Raw genomic sequence first — 17,971 nt, forward strand, 5'->3', positions numbered from 1 at the left:
GCCCGGTTGGGCTCGCTCGCACCTTCGCAAGAACTTGACCGTGGCAACGACGGCCAGGACCACACGGTTTTGCCGTACGCACGTTCGCTGGTCACCACATTATCCCCCGGCCTTGTCGACGTTGCCGAGAGAATTTGGCGAGACGAACTGAACAGCGCCGCTCGTCTGCACGAAGCCTCGGGCTCACAGGGACTACCCGCCCTGCCCGCACCTCTCATGCCGACGCTGCTGCGTCCACCGCAAGCCCGGCTCGCGATGCGTGACGACACAAGATCGCCCCTCTTGGTGAGCCGGGATGAACGACACATACGTCAAAACCGAATTTCGGTAAAGTGGAATATTTTTGTGGGGGTGGATTGACAGAGGGCGACACAGGCCGGCGCCCGTCGCGTCATCCTGAGGACGACGGCGATAGCTGCGAGGTCACGGTTCAAGTCAGGAGATCATGCTATGCTTCCCGCCATCGTGGCCCTCCGAATCGTTCCATGGCTCTCCTGCGCAAGCTGCTTCTGCTGATCGCCGGCCTCCTCGTGGCCGGTACGCCGGCGCCTGCCGCGGAGTTCTATACCGAGGATCTGCGCATCCCCATGGCCGAGGCCGGGCCGCAGGGGTTGGAGGCGTTTCTGGTCCGCCCTGCCGGGACGAAGCGCTATCCGCTCGCGCTGCTCAGCCACGGCTCGCCGCGCAGCTTCGACGACCGCGCGACCATGTCGGCGCACAAATATTACGGCATCGCGCTCGAATATGCCCGGCGCGGCTTTGCGGCGCTGATCGTGCTGCGGCGCGGCTATGGCACTTCGCCTGGCGGGCGCGTCGATAGCGTCGGCGGTTGCGCGAAGGCCGCTTATTTGCCGGCGGCCGCGGTCGCGGTAGCGGACTTACGCGCCGCGATCGATGCGATGGCGCGCCGGGCTGACGTCACGACAACAGGCATGATCGCGGCCGGCCATTCCGCCGGCGGGCTCGCCACTGTCGCGCTCACCGCGCAGGCGCCGCCCGGACTAGTCGCCGCGATCAGCTTCGCCGGCGGCCGCGGCTCGCGCGACGACGACGACGTCTGCAATCCGGATGGGCTGGTGCAGGCCTTCACCAGCTTCGGCAAGACCTCGCGCGTACCGATGCTCTGGGTCTATGCGACCAACGATTCGTATTTCGGCCCCGACCTCGCACGCCGTCTCCATGACGGATTTCGCGCCAGTGGCGGCAACGCGACATTCATCGCGGCGCCGGCTTACGGCGACGACGGCCACTACCTCTATTCGGTTGCGGGCCGTCCGCAATGGACGCCCTATGTCGACGCCTTCCTGCGCGAGCGCGCCCTCGCCAGCCGCGACATCCTGAGCCCGCCCGATTCCTTGCCGCCGCCGCGCCAGCTCAACGAGGCCGCGCGGGCCGAGTTTGCGCGCTATCTCGCCAGCACGCTGCCGCACAAGGCTTTCGCGGTGTCGCCAAACGGCGGCTATGGCTGGCGCGCGGGACGCGTGACGGCTGACGAGGCCCAGCGCGACTCGCTGGCGGCCTGCATGAAATGGTCGCCGACCTGCACGCTCTATGCGATCGACGACCATCTGGCCGGCCCCTCGCAACCGACGTCCACCGATCAGAGCGCCCGCGCGCGCTAGTCGCCGTGCGCTGGAGGCCGGTTTGTTAACTCCGGAGCTCTATGGAAGACTCATGCTGTGGGATCTGGCACGCTTCAATCTCGACGCGACGTGGAGACACGTGGTGCTCGTCCTGCTGCTGTCGGCCCCGATCGGCGCACACGCCGGCGACGGCAACATGGACAAGCCGCGCGCGCCGTCGGCGATCCCGAGCGGCGGGGCGCAGCTCGGTGCCGGCGAGACGCCGTCATCCCGGGCCATGATCCGGAAGATCATCGAGCGGGAAACCGCGAGCACCAATTTACCGGCCGATATCGCCGAAGCCGTCGTCTTCGTCGAAAGCGGATACAATCCAGCTATGATCGGCAACGTCGGTGAAATCGGCCTGATGCAGGTGCGGCCCGAGACGGCGGCGATGCTGGGCTTCCGGGGCACCGACGCGGAGCTCGCCGAACCCGACATCAATATCCACTATGGGGTGCTTTATCTCAGCCGGGCCTGGCGCTTGGCGGGCGGGGACATCTGCCGCGCCCTCATGAAATACCGGGCAGGCCATGGTGAAGAAGAGATGACGCCGCGGTCGCAGGTCTATTGCAACCGGGCCCGTAACCGTCTTGTCGCCATGAATTCGAAGGCCCTAGACGGCGAGGTCGCGGCCGTGCCGGATCCGGCGCCCCGGCCAACGCCCGCAGCTCAAGCGGCGGCTCCGGCCAAACCGGCGAGCCGTCCGAAGGTGGCGCTGCAGCCCAAAGCCGTCTATGCCCGCTATCGCCAAGGCACCGCGGCCGCCAGCCGCGCCTATTGGGCCGCGCACGAGGCTAGGGTCAGCCAGATCAAGGCTCGGATCGAGGCACGATGGAAGCGCGTCGCCTCGCGATGAAGATATGCTCTATTGTTTGAGCATGATCTCTTCGGAAAACCGCTGCACACTTTGCGCTCACGCGGCCCTTCGGGTCCGGATCATGCTCTACAGCCGCTCGCTGAGCGCGAGCTTGTAGCCGACGCCGGTGACGGTCGCGATCACGGGCGTGCCGCTGCCGACGAGCTTGCGGCGCAGCCGCGCCACCAGCGCGTCGACCGTGCGGATGTCGACCTCGGCCTGACGATTGCTGACGACCTCGATCAGATAGTCGCGGCTGAGCGGCCGTCCGTCGGCGCCGACCAGCGCGGCGAGCAGATCGAATTCGGCGCGCGTCAGCGCCACCGGCTTGCCGTCGCTGCCGAGCAATTCGCGCCGGGTCAGGTCGATGATCCAGTCGCCGAAGGCGATCGAATTGTGGTTGCGGGCTGCCTTGCGGTCGAGCGAGCGCCGCCGCAGCACGCTGCGTGCGCGCGCGAGCAGGTCGCGCAGATTGATCGGCTTGGTGACGTAGTGATCGCCGGCGATCTCGAGGCCGAGGATGCGATCGACGTCGGTGTCGCGGCGCGTCACGAAGATGATGCCCGCATTGCTGGTCGCCTGGATCTCCTTGGCGAGCTCGAAGCCGTCGCCGTCGGGTAGCTGCAGATCGAGGAAGACGAGGTCGGTGCGCGCGCGCAGCGCCTGGCGGCATTCCGCGCAGGAGCCGGCGCCGACCACGTCGAAATTGTTCTCGCTGAAATAGCCGACCAGCATGGTCCGCGTCACCGGATCGTCCTCGACGACGATCAGCCGCTCGCGGCCGGCGGGACGCACTTCCTGACGTGCGGAATCAACCACGGTCTTGGGTATCCTGTGTGCCTGCGACCCGACCTGGCGATCCATCTCGCCGCGCAATGCGCCGTCATGTGAACGTACATTCACGACTTGTTCGAGCCCCCGAAATTAGCCGCCGGAATATTAGGCGGGTTGCGACGCGCAAACAATATTGCTCATGATCCTCAACCATTAAGTATGAATTGGCCCACAATTCTCAATCCGCGCATCAAGCGCAGGATGGCCTGGGTCGCGAAAGCCCACCCGGACATTCGGCATCGGACTCAACCGCCGGTTAACGTAAAAAAGGCCTTCGGCTTCGGAAGGCCCGGCCGCACCTCTATTGTCCCGCCTACAAGATGCGAAACCACGGAGCAAGCGTGATGCAGGGGCAGGCCCGGTTGGCTGCCGGTCGAACCGAGCAAGGCACGGCGCCGTTCGCCCGTTCGCACACGCTCGATGTCCTGCGGGGCCTTGCCATTGCCGGGGTGATGGCAATCCACGTCTCGCAGGCATTTCCGTCCAACATTCACGCGGTCGATTTCGCCTTCATGTGCGGCTGGACCGGCGTCAACGTGTTCTACTTCGTCAGCGCCATGACGATGTGCCTGATGTGGACGCAGCGCAGCGGCGAGACGAATGCGACCGGCAAATTCTACATCCGCCGGTTCCTGCGCATCGCGCCGCTGTTCTGGCTGGCGATCCCGGTCTACCTCGCCATCAACGGCACCGGACCAAGCGCCAACGCGCCCAATGGCATCGGGCCTGTTCAGCTGATCCTGACCGCGACCTTCCTGCACGGCTTCTGGCCGGACAGCGTCAACAGCGTGGTGCCGGGCGACTGGTCGATCGCGGCGGAGATGACCTTCTATCTCGTCTTCCCGCTTCTGATCACTGCGTTCGGGTCGCGCCGCCATCTCTATGTTGCGCTGGCGATCGTGCTGCATCTCGTCAATGTCATCCTGTTCAAGCCGTGGGCCTTCGCGCTGTTCTCGGCCTATTACGGCCCCGGCCACGAGGCATTCGTCTGGACCACGCTCCACATCAGCTTCCTGAACCAGCTGCCGGTCTTCCTGATCGGATGCGCGCTGTTCTTCGCGCTGCGCGACGGCTTCGCCCGGTCCGACGCCGCGATCTTCGCGGCCTTCATCGCACTGTCCTTTGCGGCCGACCGCGCGACCGGCTCGCATGAATTCAACTATCTGATGATCAACCTCGTGCTCGGCGCGCTGGTGGCCGGCTGCATCAAGCTTGCCATCCGCTTCCAGCCGCTCGAGGCGCTCGGCCGCAACTCCTATTCAATGTATCTGTCGCACTTCGCGGTGATCTATGGGCTGCGTCAGCTCTGGCCGCTCGCCGATGGGCTGGTCTCGCTGCTCATCGCCTATGTCGTCACCGCCGCGCTGAGCTATCTCGTCGCGCGCGCGACATGGCATCTGGTCGAACGGCACGCGCAGAACCTGGCGCATCGCCTGACAAAAGCGGGACCGGGCCGATCAAGCCTCCGGCCGACCATTGCCGCCACGGCGGCCGGCATGCGCTGAACGCGCCTGCTCCATCCCTGCCGGCCTGATGCGGCTTGCTTCATTGCCGCCATCGCATCTACTGTGAAGAACCTTCACGATGGAGTGGGCACCATGGAGGTCATACTGCTCGGCACCGGCGGCCCGCGCCCGGACCCGCGCCGCATGGCAACGGCCACGCTGATCAGGCTCGGCGACGAGAATATCCTGTTCGACGCCGGCCGCGGCGTCATGGTGCAGCTCAGCAAGGCCGGCGTTCCGCTCGGCGCCATCAACACGGTCTTTCTCACGCACCATCATTTCGACCACATCGGCGACCTCTACGACGTGATGCTGAATTCATGGATGCACGGGCGCAAGGACGAGCTGCGCATCTATGGACCGCCGGATACCGAGCGACTCGTCCACACGCTGGTCACGCAGGTCTACGACAAGGACATCACCTGGCGGGATAAGGGCGAACCGACCTTCGGCGGCTGGAAACCCGTTGTCGCAACGGACATCGTACCGGGTCCCATTCTCAACACCGGGCGCTGGAAGATCAGCGCCGAGCTGGTCTCGCATGGCGACGGCCTCGACATGCCGCCCGCCTTCCTCGCGCGCTGGATGTGTCTCGGTTACCGCTTCGAAGCGGAGGGCAAGGTCATTGCGATTTCCGGCGACACTGTCCCCTGCCCCGGGCTCGAGCGGCTGGCGCAGGGAGCCGACCTGCTGGTTCAGTGCTGCTTTCTCGCGACACCGGAGATCAACAACGAGCACCTGCGCCGCCTTGCGCAATTCACCATCGCCTGCGGCGATACCGTCGGCAAGATCGCGGCCAAGGCCGGCGTCAAGAAGCTCGCGCTGACCCACCACCGGCCGCGCACCGACGATGCCATGCTGGACGCGCTGCTTGCGGATGTCAGGCAGGACTACGCGGGGCCGGTCGTGCTCGGCGAGGATCTCACGCGCATCGAGGTCTGAGGGCCATCGATCAGCTCGCGATCGAGCTCAGGACGAGCCGACCTCGATCCGGAACGACAAGCTCTCTTCCGCGCCCGGTGCGATGTGCATCAGGCCCGGCTTGTCACTGAACTCGCCGTCGAAGCCGGCGGGACTGGCATAACCACGCCAGGGCTCGATGCAGAGGAACGGCGCGCCCGATGGTTTCGACCAGACACCGAGTTCACGAAAGCCGCGCCACGACATTTTCAGCCAGGGGCCGCTGGACGCAGCATAGCGGACTGCGTTGCTCTCGATCCGGTCGAAAATGACAGCGTCGTCGCGGAACAGGGATTCGGACAAGGGAAGCACGGCACCTTTGACCGGGCTCGGCTCCGTTGCCGGGCGCAGCAATCCGCCCTCGAGACGGCGGACGGGAGACGACTCCGCGCCCGCGAAGGTCAGCGCGCAGCTCTCCTTGGCAAGTCCCGGCTGGAGCGGCCAGTTGAACGCGGGATGACCGCCGATCGACACCGGCAACGTCTCCTTGCCGGTGTTGGCGATCGTGAGCGTCAGGTCGAGGCCGGCATCATCGAGCGTATAGATTGCGGTCAGCCGGAACGCGAACGGATAGAGCGCGCGCGTCGTCTCGCTGTCTTGGAGCACCAGCGTGCAGCGGCTCTCGCCGCGCTCCGCCCATGCAAAGCGGCTGTCGCGCGCAAAGCCGTGCTGGGTCATCCGATACGTCTTGCCCCGGTGCCGCAATTCGTCCTTGGCGAGGCGCCCGACGATCGGAAACAGCAACGGCGCATGGCGCGGCCATTCCGGCCCCGCCTGCCAGACGAATTCGACGCCGCCCCCGTCCTTCAGCGAGCACAGTTCGGCGCCGTGCGCCTTGACGGTTGCGGTGAGCCCGCCGCTGCGGAGGGAGTGGCTGTCATCGCTCATGCGCGACATCTACACCTCGCCCTCACATGCAGCAAGGCGGCGCCAGCCATGCAGCCGGCGCCTCAGCGCCCTGCAGAGCAGCGTCATATTTCTGTACCTAACGGTTGCTCCCTTGCAGTTCGTCCGCCGCCAAGCTTTTTCGGAAACGCGGCCCGGATCCCCGAGAACAATTCTGGTAGCCAATTGAAATTCTTCATCAACGGCCGCTTTCTGTCGCAAAGCCTCACCGGCGTTCAGCGTTATGCCGCCGAAATCGTCAAGGCGATCGACGCGCAGCTGGCGTCGGAGCAAACGCCCGCCTCGCTGCGGAACGCAGACTGGCAGTTGCTGGCGCCCGTGGATGCAAGCGAAGACCTTCACCTCGAGCGAATCAAGATTCGGACCGTCGGCCGCTTGCGCGGGCACGCCTGGGATCAAATCGATCTGGCCCGCGCCGCTGCGGGCGGCCGCTTGATCAGTCTGGCCAATTCCGGCCCGGTGTTCCATCGCGACCACATTGTCGTGATCCACGACGCACAGGTTTTTCGCAGGCCCGACTTCTTCAACTGGCGCTATTTGGCGGTTCACCGCACAATGGGCCGGCTGCTCGCCCGACATGCAGGCATCGCAACCGTGTCGGCTTTTTCGCGCAAAGAGCTTGCCGAGGTGCTGAATCTGTCGGCAATGGGGATCCCGGTCTTCCCCAACAGCGCAGAACATTTCGCCAAGACGAAGCCAGATCCCGGCATCATTGCCAGACTTGGGATTCAGCCACAGAAATTCTTCCTCTATGTGGGCTCGAGAACCAAGAACAAGAATCTCTCCGTCGCAATCCGCGCCGTCCAATTGCTCGATCGGGCCGACGTTCCGCTGGTCATCGTCGGCGGCGACAACAGCAAGGTCTTTCAGGACAATTCTGGCGACGGGGCTTCCGGCCTGCTGCTGGCCGGACGCCTGACGGACGGCGAGATCGCGGCGCTCTATGCGCATGCATCGGCATTCGTGTTCCCCTCGCTCTACGAGGGGTTTGGCGTGCCGCCGCTCGAAGCCATGATCTTCGGCTGTGCGGTCATCGCCTCGACCGCCGACGCGGTCGTTGAGACCTGTGGCGATGCAGCTGCGTATTTTCGCGCCAGCGATGCCGAAGCATTGAAGCAGCTCATGCTCGAAAGATTGGCAACCGGCGCCATCTCTGATCAGGAACGCATGAGGCAGCAGGATCGCGTTGCATTCTATTCTTGGAAGAAATCGGCGAAGGCTCTGCTCGATCATCTCGCAGGTCCGGCGAATGTCGCCAGCGCGGCATGAAATTTAGACGCAACTCGCCTATCGCGTGCAAAAGCTCCCGCACAAACGTCTCGCAACTCGCCTGCCGCTGCATAGTTCCATGAAACTTTTTTGTTTTTGTAACGACTTCACGCATGCGAAAGGCTTGGCGCAACATCACCACATCACTGCCCCATTATCGCTACGTATTCGAGGAACTGTATCTCGCACTAGCGAACACTAGAACAGGGATACAGGATGTCCGTCTCTCCGACGCAGCCTTATGCAAGGCAAACGATGAAAGTGCTGCACATCGCCGAGACGATTCGGGGCGGGATTGCGAGCTACCTGAACGAGTTGCATCCACAGCAACAGGCCAGTTTCGGCGCCGAGAACGTGCACTATGTCGTGCCCTCGGATCATCGCCGCGATCTTCCCGCGGTCGATGACAACCAGATTACGACGTTCGAACGATCCGGCCGCAGCGTCGCCGGACTATTCCAGATGTTTCGCGCGAGCATGCAGGCACTCGATGCCTTCAAGCCGGACGTGGTGCATCTGCATTCTTCGTTTGCAGGCCTCGTGCTCCGCCCCGCGCTTGCGACCCGCTCGGACGGTCCGCGCGTGGTTTATTGCCCGCACGGCTGGGCATTTACGCGCGAGACCGGCCGCCTCAGTCATGTGGTGACGAAGGCGGCGGAGAACCTTCTCGCGCGGACGTCGGACCGAATCATCTGCATCTCCAGCGACGAGTTCAACGAAGCGGTCCGCGCGGGAATTCCGGCTGACCGTCTTACCCTCGTTCATAACGGCATCTCGAAGAGCCGCACGCCGCAGCCCGTCGCGGCGGACTGGACCTCCAAGAAGGTCAAGGTCCTCTTCATCGGACGCCTGGACCGCCAGAAGGGATTCGATCTCCTGATCGAAGCGGCGCGCACGCTCGAAGATGTGCTTGATATCCGCATGATCGGCGCCTCCGTCGTCAACAAGTACGAAGGTCCGAGCGTCCCGTCGAACGTGGCCCTGCTGGGCTGGCTCGACCGCCCGACCATCGAGACCCAGCTCGAAGCCGCCGATCTCGTCGTGATCCCGTCACGATGGGAGGCCTTTGGCCTCGTTGCCCTGGAAGCGATGCGCGCCGCAAAACCCATCCTGGCATTCCGCAGCGGCGCGTTGCCCGAGATCGTCGTCGACGGCGTCACCGGCGTGCTTTGCGAACCCGTCGCCGTTCAGCCGCTCGTTGATGGTTTCCGGCGAGCGCTCGATTTCGACCTCAAGGTGCTGGGACAGCGCGGCTACGACCGGTTCAAACAGCTTTATGACGTTCAGAAGACGCATGGACAGTTGCAGCAGGTCTATGCCGAGCTCCTGCATGACGACCGGACGCCGGTCGAGGCAAAGGCGGCACTGCAATCGGATCTCTCCAAGAATTTCTGATGGCTCTACCGCTCCCACGCACTTTGGTTCGCGGCAGCTTCCGCCTTGCGAGCCTCATCGCAGCCATTTTCCTGCCGGTTTCCGTCTGCGCGCAGCAGGCTCAACCGCTCGATGCCCGATTCCTGCTGGGGGTCGGCACGCATCAGGGGCTGGGTGGTCCGGTGAGCGCGCGCGGATACGTCCCTTCGGAGAACGTCGCGCAGATCAAGCAACTCGGCCTCAACGCTTTCCGCGACGATTTTCCCTGGTCCGATTTCGAAGTGGGCGGACGCCGGATGGGGTTTACGCCCAGGCTCGGCAGGCTCGAGTCCCAAGTCAGATCCGGCGTCGCGCGTCCCCTTCTGATCCTCGCGTTCGGCCACCATCTGGTGCCGAATTCGTCGCCACCGACGACCGATGAAGCGCGACAGCGGTTTGCCGACTATGCTGCTGCGGCAGCGCAATCGGTCGTGGCGCAGCATCCACTTTTCGAGCTCTGGAACGAATGGAATCTGGCGGCGAAGAAGGACGCCGCATTCTCACCCGAAAACTATCTGGCGCTCGCACAAGTCGCGCGGCCAGCGGTCAAGCGGGTCGCGCCGCATGCGCCTTTCCTGGTCGGAGCTCTCGGCGACGATCCGGGCTGGACATGGACGGAGAAGATGCTGCGGACCGGCATCCTTCAGTACGCGGACGGCGCCTCGATCCATCTCTACAATTTCTGCATGGGCCCAAGCAAACGCACCTCGGCCGAAATCATCGACCGCGTCACGGCGTTTCACCGTCTCGTCGGCCAGGCGAGCGGAAACCCCGATTTTCCGATCTATATCACCGAGACGGGCTGGACCACGGCGACCAACAAATGCGGCGTCAGCGAGCAGGCCCAGGCCGACAATACGGCGCAGCTCATCTTGTGGGCAGCGACCGCGACGCGCTGGCTCAAGGGCATGTGGCTCTACGAGCTCAAGGACAGTGGAAAGAATCCATCGGAACTGGAGGACAATTTCGGGCTCTATCGTTTCGACAATTCGCCAAAGCCGGTTGCCTGTGCCGCCCAGGGCGCCTGGGCCTTCGTTCGCTCCAGCCTGAGTGCCGAACGACGCGAGCTCGCCAGCGGGGTCGTGTCGATCAACGCATCAACGGCTTCCGGCGGCAGAGTTGCGGTCTGGTCCGAGGCTCCGGATCGACGCTACGAAATCCGGCTCAAGGGCGACCAACCAGGCGCAAGCTTTGCGATGCCGTGCGACCAGACGGCAAAGCCTGCGTCCGGGGTCTGGATCCCCGTCTCGAGCACACCGGTCCTGATTGCAGCCAATGACAGTGCCGTTCCCGCCCTGGAGATAAGGCCGGCGCGGTAGACGCGATTTTTTTTGCAGACATGAGGTTGACGCGATGAAAGTTCTTTTGACATCCACGCTTTATCCGACGCCTCAGGCCCCAAAGATCGTCGGCGGCGCAGAGATCTTCGCGCGGCGTTTCGCCGAGGGCCTGGCGCAGCGCGGTGACGAAGTGGAAGTGATCCGGGCCGCATCCTCGCCCGAGCAGGCGCGCGAAAGCTGCAACGGCATCAACGTCTATTCCGCGCCGGTGCAGAACATCTACATGCCCTTCACGGAGCAGAAGAACGTCGCGCTGCGCAGCATCTGGCATGCCGTCGACGACTGGCAGATGCAGGCGCCCCTGATCGCGGAGCGCATCCGGGCTTTCAAACCGGACGTGTTGCACTCCAACAATTTGTCGGGCCTCACCACCGCGATCTGGCGCGTTGCCGCCCAGCTCGGCGTTCCCGTGCTCCATACGCTTCACGACTATTATCTGACCTGCCCGCGCTGCTCGCGCTTCGAGAAGGGACGGTCCTGCGAGCACACCTGCACGAGCTGCGGAATTCTGACCTTTCATCGCAGGCGTGCCACGCATTGGCTCAGTGCCGTGGTCGGCGTGAGCGAGCGCGTCCTGTCCATTCACACCGAGATGGGCATGTTCTCGGAGACGCCGATCCGCACCGTGATCCGCAACGCCTCCACCGAGCCGCCGCGTGAGCCCTATCCTCGTCCGGTCTGCACCACGGAAGTGACGTTCGGATTCATCGGCCGCCTCACGGAGGAAAAGGGCATCGACAATCTGATGCGGGCGCTGGCTCTGCTGCCCCCGGATCGCATCCGCATGTTGATCGCCGGCCGTGTCAGCGACGAGGAGCAACGACGCCTCAGGACGCTCGCGCCGGATGCGCGGATCGAATTCATGGGCTTCGTGGTGCCCGACGATTTCTACAAGCAAGTGGACGTGGTGATCGCCCCCTCGATCTGGCACGACCCTGGCCCGCTGGTCGTCGCCGACGCCAAGGCGGCCGGCAGGCCGCTGCTCGGAACGCGCTTCGGCGGCATGCCCGAGGTCATCGAGCACGGCATCACGGGCTGGCTGACTGAAGCCGATCCGCAATCCCTGGCCAAGAGCATGCTCGCGGTCGCAGCCGATCCGCACAAGATCGACGAGATCAGCCGGCGCCTCATCGCCGATACCAACAAGTGGATATTTTCCGACGTGCTGTCTTCATACAAGAACCTGTATGAACAATTGCGCGAACAGCGGATGTCGCACCTGCGCGCAGCCACAACCGAAACGCCGCAGGGAGCGGCGGTCGTCGGCAAGGAGCGCCTCATTCCGCGATGACACGCCTCCTCGCGATGGCGGGCTACGTCTATCAGAGCGCCGCGGCGATCATCCTGATCTTCGCGATCAGCCATCTGCTGCCCGCTGCCGACTACACCAGCTTTTCGCTCGCGCTGGCCTCGAGCCAATTGCTCTGCGTGCTGATGTTCGAGTGGCTGCAACTCGCCGGACTGCGTTTCCTGGCCGCAGCCGGGGAGAACGAGGCGGCCCGGCTGAGGTGGTCGCTGTTTGCAGCAGGCCTGTCGAGTGCGGGCGCGCTCGTCGTGGTCGGGAGCTGCGCATCCGTGGCCAGCGCGCTCCCGACCGGGATTATCGCGCTAGGACTGGGCATATCCGTGCTTCAGGGCTTGACGGATCTCTACTTCCTGTCGGTCCGTCTGTCCGACCGGCTGGGCGTCGCGTCCTCTCTTCTTGCGCTGCGTGCCACCGCGCTTCTGGTAGGCGCCGCCGTGGGAGGAGCGATTTCGGGGACGGCTGAAGCTGCGCTGCTCGGGATTGCGTCGGGTCACATGCTGGGGCTCGTCGCGGGCCTCGTCTCGTATCGCACGCCGCTGGAACGCGCCTCGTTGCAGGCGATGCTGACCGACTGGAAGACCTTCGCCCGCTACGGCATGCTCGCGGCGGGCGCATCGGTCATCCATTTGTCGGTGCCGGTGCTGCTCCGTGTCATCATCATCGGCCGGCTGGGCGCAACGGGGGCAGGTGCCGGATTTTCGATCGCGCTCGACCTGCTGCAGCGTCCGTTCTGGGTCCTCAACGCCGCAATTCACACCGTGAGCTATCCCGAATTGGTCAAGGACTTCGAACACGGGACCGCCGTGAAGTCGGTTCAATCGGCGCGGCGGATGTTCGAATTCATGATCTGCACGACCCTCGTGCTGCTCGGCGGCCTGGTCGGCTTCATTCCGGATGCAGCCCGTATCCTGGTGCCGCGGGAGAGCCTTGACGGCTTCCTGGCGACGGCGCCCACGGTAGCCGCCTTCTATTTCCTGCACACACATCTCCAGGCCACCATCGCGGTGGTTCCACACCTGGAGAAGCTCGCGACCAGGCTGGTGCTCGTCGCGGCCGGCCAGCTCGCGATCGTCGCAGCCGTCGCGCTGGTCGCAGTATGGGCCGGCCTGTCGCCGCGACAGGCAGTCGGCTGCGCTTCGCTCGCCACCCTCGCAACGATCCTGATCGCGCTCGGTCCGACCCTGCGGTTCGAGGCATTCCCGCGCTGGCCGTTGGTCATGCAGGCATTGGTGGCCGCAATCCTGATCGGATCGCTCGGCTCGATGCCGACGGAGCCCGCGACATGGCTCGCCGGCAAGATCGTGATCGCCGCGATTGCGACGGCGATCATCGGGTGGCGCGGAGATTTTCTGCTGCTGGCCCGCCGCAGCTGATTCGTCGCGAGCAGCCCGATGCCATCACATGGAGTGAACGGCTGAGCCATGGGGCGAAGGGCTGCAGTTCCTGCGCGGAACCGTTGCGTGTCATGCTCCGGGATTCTACTGGTACAACCAAAGCGATAAAATCTATTAAATTGCTCGCCGACGAAAAATAAAGGCATCTGCCGGCTTCCTGTGCAGTCCGATAGTGAGGACGGAGACTGGGGTTAGCTTTACTGGCCGCAACTCCGAGCACCACGATGCCTGTGGCACGCTCAAGCCGAAGCGTTCTCGCAAGGGCACGCGCACATATATTCAGCAGTGCAATTGTTGAAAATCACGAAAGCGCCTTCCTCACGTCATCCTGCCCCGGCATCGCATTCCTATTCTGCTGCAAAGAGCGAATCTGTTCCTGCACAAGGAACCCCACTTCGCTCGCGATTTGTAGCTTCTATTTTTATCTGAAATTCACACTCGACACAGAAGCTTGAACGCAAATCCCTGCGAGCAATTTTGCTCGCGCTGAAAAACTCGAGTGTGCAATGTCAGACCAGACCATCCTGTCCGCCAGCGGCTTCATCAACTCCATCGGCGTCAACACGCACGCCGGATTCGGGTGGACCGGCTACAACAATCTCGCGCTGATGGTCGATGACCTCGAATATCTCGGCGTCACCCATCTCCGCGACGCGATGGGGACCAGCCCGGCCGCGCAGCCCGTCGTCGACGGGCTGGCCGCTGCCGGCTACAAATTCGACTTCCTGGTGTCGTCCGCCCTGCCTCAGACAGGCACGGTCGGGCTGCAGAACTACATCGCCTCGCTCCAGAAATTCGTGACGAGCCATGCGGGCAGCATCAGCGCCATCGAGGGGCTTAACGAAGCCAATCACCAGCCCTTCAGCTACAACGGCAGCTCGAGCCTCACGGCCGCGGCTCAGTTCCAGAGCGCGCTCTATCAGGCCGTCAATGCCAACGCCGCGCTCGGCAGCATCCCCGTCTACAATCTGTCATTGGCCTACAACGATCCGCAAGGCTACAGCAAGCTCGGCGACATGTCGGGCTCCGTCGACTACGCCAACGCCCACGCCTATGTCAGCACCAGCCTCAATCCGAGCAGCTCCATTGCGGAAACGCTGAGCGCCGTCATGACCGCGGCGCCGGGAAAGCCCGTCGTGATCACGGAAACCGGCTACACCACGCAAGCCAACACCCAATATCTCGGCGTCAACGAGACGGTGCAGGCCAAGTCGATCCTGAATACGCTGGCTGATGCCTACAAGGCCGGCGTCAGCGCGACTTATCTCTACGAACTGTTCGACCGCGACTCGTCCGCCGGCAATACCAATCCCGAAGCCAATTTCGGACTGTTCAACTCCGACGGGACGCCGAAGCTCGCCGCGACGGCCATTCACAACCTGACGACCATTCTGGCCGACGACGGCAAGGGCGGCCTGCAGCCGACTGATCCCTTGAACTACACCCTGAGCAACATGCCTGCGTCGGGCAACAGCATGGTGCTCGGCAAGAGCAACGGCGCCTACGAGCTCGTCGTGTGGGCGGAGCCGAAGCTCTGGAAGGACGCCAACGACACCGAGATTTCCAATCCGACCGAGACCGTCACGGTGAACCTCGGTGGCGTGCATCATTCGGTGAAGGTGTATGACACCCTGACGGGAACCACGGCGATCGCCAGCTACACCGACGTCAGCACGATCACCATCCCGGTCAGCGATCACCCGCTGATCATCGAGATCGACGCGCCCCCGACCACTTCGACTCCGCCGGACACCCGGACCAGCATCACCGGCACGGCTGCCGAGATCGTACCGCAACTGTCAGACCTGAGCGAGTCGACCGCGCTGCAGACCATCACGCTGACCGACTCGCACGTGCTGCCGGTCGCCTCCAAGGCGACCATGGACTACATCATTGCCCACTACGGCAGCGCTCTCTCCAAGATCCAGGGCGGATACTCGTTCTCGGTGACGAATGCTGCCGCGACCTGGAGCAACACGAAGACCTATAACGCCAGCGGAACGCTTCTGTCGAAGTCGGATACCGGTCTGAATTCGAGCGGACAGCCGACCTCGACCACCGTCGCCTACACCGACGGCTCCAAGGACCTGATCAGCTACACCAATGGCGTGCAGACGAAATTCGTTCATGTCGGCACCGACGCAACCAGGACCACCGATACCTACAACACGGCCGGAATCCTCCTGAGCGAGGTCGTCCAGAAGTCCGACGGCTATTACTCCACCACGCTGTACACGAGCGGCGTGAAGACGGCCGCCTACGTCAAGAATGCCGACGGTTCGCAGGACAACTATACCTACGGCATCACCGGCAAGAGCTTCACCACCCAGGTGCAGCATCTCGACGCCTCGGGGAAGGTCACCTCGGTGACCCGCAGCCATGCCGACGGCTCGCTGGATTCGACGCAAGTCTACAACAGCGACGGCAGCAGCGTGATCACCACCTATAGCGCCACGGGCGTCAAGCTGGTCGAGACGGCCTATCATGCCGATCACAGCAAGGACGTCTGGACCTACAATATCAAGGGCCAGAGCTACGCGACCGAGCACGACGTCTACAATTCGACCGGCTTCCTCACCAGCCTGACGCGGCTGCACGGCGACGGCAGCCTCGCCTTCAAGCTGGTCCAGACGCCCGACGGCACCAAGACGACCGATTGGTACAATGCCGCCGGCAGCCTCACCAGCGAGGTCGTGCAGAAGGCGGACGGCTATACCTCGACGACGGTCTACAGCAACGGCGTCAAGACCAATACCTATGTCAAGAATGCCGATGGCAGCCAGGACAACTACGCCTTTGGCATCACCGGCCAGAGCTACACCACGCTGATCCAGCACGTCGATCCGTCCGGCAAGGTCACCGCCGTGACCCGCAAGCATGCCGACGGCACGCTCGACTATACCCAGGTCATCAACAGCGATGGCAGCAGCGTCGTCACCAACTATGACGCTGCGGGAACGCGGACGAAGGAAACCGACTATCACGCCGATGGCAGCAAGGACGTTTTCCTCTTCAACATCACCGGCCAGACCTACACGACCGAGCACGACATCTACGATGCGACCGGCTTCCTCACCACGCTGATCCGCAAGCACGCCGACGGCAGCATGGCGTTCAAGCTGGTGCAGAGCGCCGATGGGACCAAGACCACGGACTGGTACGACGCCAACGGCGTCCTCACCAGCGAGGTGCTCCAGAAGCCAAGCGGCTACAGCGCGACCACGGTGTACACCAATGGCGTGAAGACTGCGGCTTACATCACCAACGCCGACATGAGTCACGACAACTATAGCTACAACATCACCGGCCAGAGCTACACCACGCAGTACCAGCACCTCGATCCGACCGGCCAGACGACGGAGGTGACCCGCTGGCACGCCGACGGCTCGCTCGACTACACTCAGGTCGTCAACGACGACGGCAGCAGCGTGGTCACCAACTACGATACAGCCGGCGTCAAGAAGACGGAGACCGACTACCACGCCGATGGGTCGAAGGACGTCTTCCAGTTCCACATCGTCGGCCAGACCTATACGAACGAGCACGACAGCTACGATTCGACCGGCTTCCTCACCGATATCGTTCGCACCCACGCCGACAACAGCCTGGCCTTCACGCTGGAGCAGAGCGCCGACGGCACCAAAACCTCCGACTGGTACGACGCCAACGGCGTCATCACCAGCGAGGTGACGACCAAGAGCGATGGTTACAGCTCTACGACCGTCTATAACAGCGGCGTGAAGAGCGCTGCCTATATCAAGAATGCGGATGGCACGTCGGACAACTGGAATTACAACATCACCGGGCAGTCCTACACCACCCAGCATCAACACCTCGATGCCTCGGGCAAGATGGTCGAGCTCACCCGGACCCACGCCGACGGCACCCTGGACTATACCCAGGTCATCCACGACGACGGCAGCAAGCTGACCGACATCTACAACAGCGCCGGCAACAAGACCCAGGAGATCGCCAACAACGCCGACGGATCGAAGGACGTCTTCCTGTTCAACTTCAACGGACAGACCGGAACGACGCAGCACGAGAATTACAACTCCGCCAGCGCGCTCCAATTCTTCGATCAGAGCAAGACCGACGGCACCCACAACGTCACGGCCGTCGCCAGCGGCGTAACGATCCACGGCGGCGCCGGCAACGACGTGTTCTCGGCGGCACCCAGCGCAACAACGGTGGCTTACGATCACGGCCAGGACCAGATCCTCAATTTCCAGGCCGGCGATGGCACAACTCACGACGTGGTCCAGATCTCGAAGCTGCTCGCCGCGGACTACAGTCACCTGCAAATGACGCAGTCCGGCACGAACGCGCTCATCACGTTCTCGGCCAATGATTCGATCCTGCTGAAGAACGTCTATGTCTCCAGCCTGACGAGCCACGACTTCTTGTTCGTCTGAGTCCGACGAAATACTGCCCAGACGCGCGCCACGTCGCTGGGGGGCCGGGACCATGCAGGGGTCCCGGCCCCCAATTCTTTATCGGGCGCCTGCCTCATCGATGAGCAGAGAGCTGATTGCCATCCGCAATTGGATGGGCCCCATGAAT

General features: G+C 63.4%; 12 protein-coding genes. 10 read left to right on the top strand and 2 right to left on the bottom strand.

Features of this window, described 5'->3' with window-relative positions:
• Positions 1-485 precede the first annotated feature (485 nt).
• A complete protein-coding gene (locus tag IVB26_RS30945; RefSeq protein ID WP_247968826.1) occupies positions 486-1,622 on the top strand; it encodes an alpha/beta hydrolase family protein in 1,137 nt (378 codons plus the stop codon).
• A 52-nt stretch (positions 1,623-1,674) separates the two neighbouring features.
• On the top strand, positions 1,675-2,481 hold the full coding sequence (locus tag IVB26_RS30950; protein WP_458309295.1) for a transglycosylase SLT domain-containing protein: 807 nt from the start codon (positions 1,675-1,677) through the stop codon (positions 2,479-2,481).
• Positions 2,482-2,568: 87 nt separating this feature from the next.
• Here IVB26_RS30950 and IVB26_RS30955 read toward each other — a convergent pair whose 3' ends face one another.
• Positions 2,569-3,384 carry a response regulator transcription factor gene (locus IVB26_RS30955; protein ID WP_063196665.1) on the bottom strand — a complete coding sequence of 272 codons (816 nt, stop codon included), beginning with the start codon at positions 3,382-3,384 and terminating at the stop codon, positions 2,569-2,571.
• Between the two features lie 275 nt (positions 3,385-3,659).
• On the opposite strand from IVB26_RS30955, the gene IVB26_RS30960 reads away from it, so the two are divergent.
• Together IVB26_RS30960 and IVB26_RS30965 are read left to right on the top strand one after the other, a co-directional pair.
• Positions 3,660-4,820 (top strand): acyltransferase family protein, encoded by a 1,161-nt coding sequence (locus tag IVB26_RS30960; RefSeq protein ID WP_247968827.1) that lies wholly within the window; start codon positions 3,660-3,662, stop codon positions 4,818-4,820.
• Between the two features lie 93 nt (positions 4,821-4,913).
• A complete protein-coding gene (locus IVB26_RS30965; RefSeq protein ID WP_247968828.1) occupies positions 4,914-5,762 on the top strand; it encodes an MBL fold metallo-hydrolase in 849 nt (282 codons plus the stop codon).
• A gap of 27 nt (positions 5,763-5,789) precedes the next feature.
• Here the strand turns inward: IVB26_RS30965 and IVB26_RS30970 are convergent, their stop codons facing one another.
• The gene (locus IVB26_RS30970; RefSeq protein WP_247968829.1) at positions 5,790-6,668 is read right to left on the bottom strand and encodes an aldose 1-epimerase family protein; all 879 of its coding nucleotides are present in this window, start codon (positions 6,666-6,668) and stop codon (positions 5,790-5,792) included.
• A 183-nt stretch (positions 6,669-6,851) separates the two neighbouring features.
• Here IVB26_RS30970 and IVB26_RS30975 point away from each other — a divergent pair, with 183 nt between their 5' ends.
• The 6 genes from IVB26_RS30975 to IVB26_RS31000 all read left to right on the top strand — a co-directional run bounded on the left by IVB26_RS30975 (position 6,852) and on the right by IVB26_RS31000 (position 17,823).
• Positions 6,852-7,955, top strand: coding sequence for a glycosyltransferase family 4 protein (locus IVB26_RS30975; protein ID WP_247973313.1), 1,104 nt, complete (start codon positions 6,852-6,854; stop codon positions 7,953-7,955).
• Between the two features lie 255 nt (positions 7,956-8,210).
• Entirely contained in the window at positions 8,211-9,350 is a 1,140-nt protein-coding gene (locus IVB26_RS30980; RefSeq protein ID WP_247968830.1) for a glycosyltransferase, read from the top strand.
• A complete protein-coding gene (locus tag IVB26_RS30985; protein WP_247968831.1) occupies positions 9,350-10,687 on the top strand; it encodes a hypothetical protein in 1,338 nt (445 codons plus the stop codon). The genes IVB26_RS30980 and IVB26_RS30985 overlap by 1 nt, the downstream gene beginning before the upstream one ends.
• A gap of 34 nt (positions 10,688-10,721) precedes the next feature.
• The gene (locus IVB26_RS30990) at positions 10,722-11,999 is read left to right on the top strand and encodes a glycosyltransferase family 4 protein (RefSeq protein ID WP_247968832.1); all 1,278 of its coding nucleotides are present in this window, start codon (positions 10,722-10,724) and stop codon (positions 11,997-11,999) included.
• Entirely contained in the window at positions 11,996-13,387 is a 1,392-nt protein-coding gene (locus IVB26_RS30995; RefSeq protein WP_247968833.1) for a hypothetical protein, read from the top strand. The genes IVB26_RS30990 and IVB26_RS30995 overlap by 4 nt, the downstream gene beginning before the upstream one ends.
• Before the next feature lie 527 nt (positions 13,388-13,914).
• Positions 13,915-17,823 (top strand): RHS repeat domain-containing protein, encoded by a 3,909-nt coding sequence (locus IVB26_RS31000; protein WP_247968834.1) that lies wholly within the window; start codon positions 13,915-13,917, stop codon positions 17,821-17,823.
• Positions 17,824-17,971 lie beyond the last annotated feature (148 nt).

It is taken from the genome of Bradyrhizobium sp. 195 (assembly GCF_023101665.1).
Taxonomy (GTDB): Bacteria; Pseudomonadota; Alphaproteobacteria; order Rhizobiales; family Xanthobacteraceae; genus Bradyrhizobium.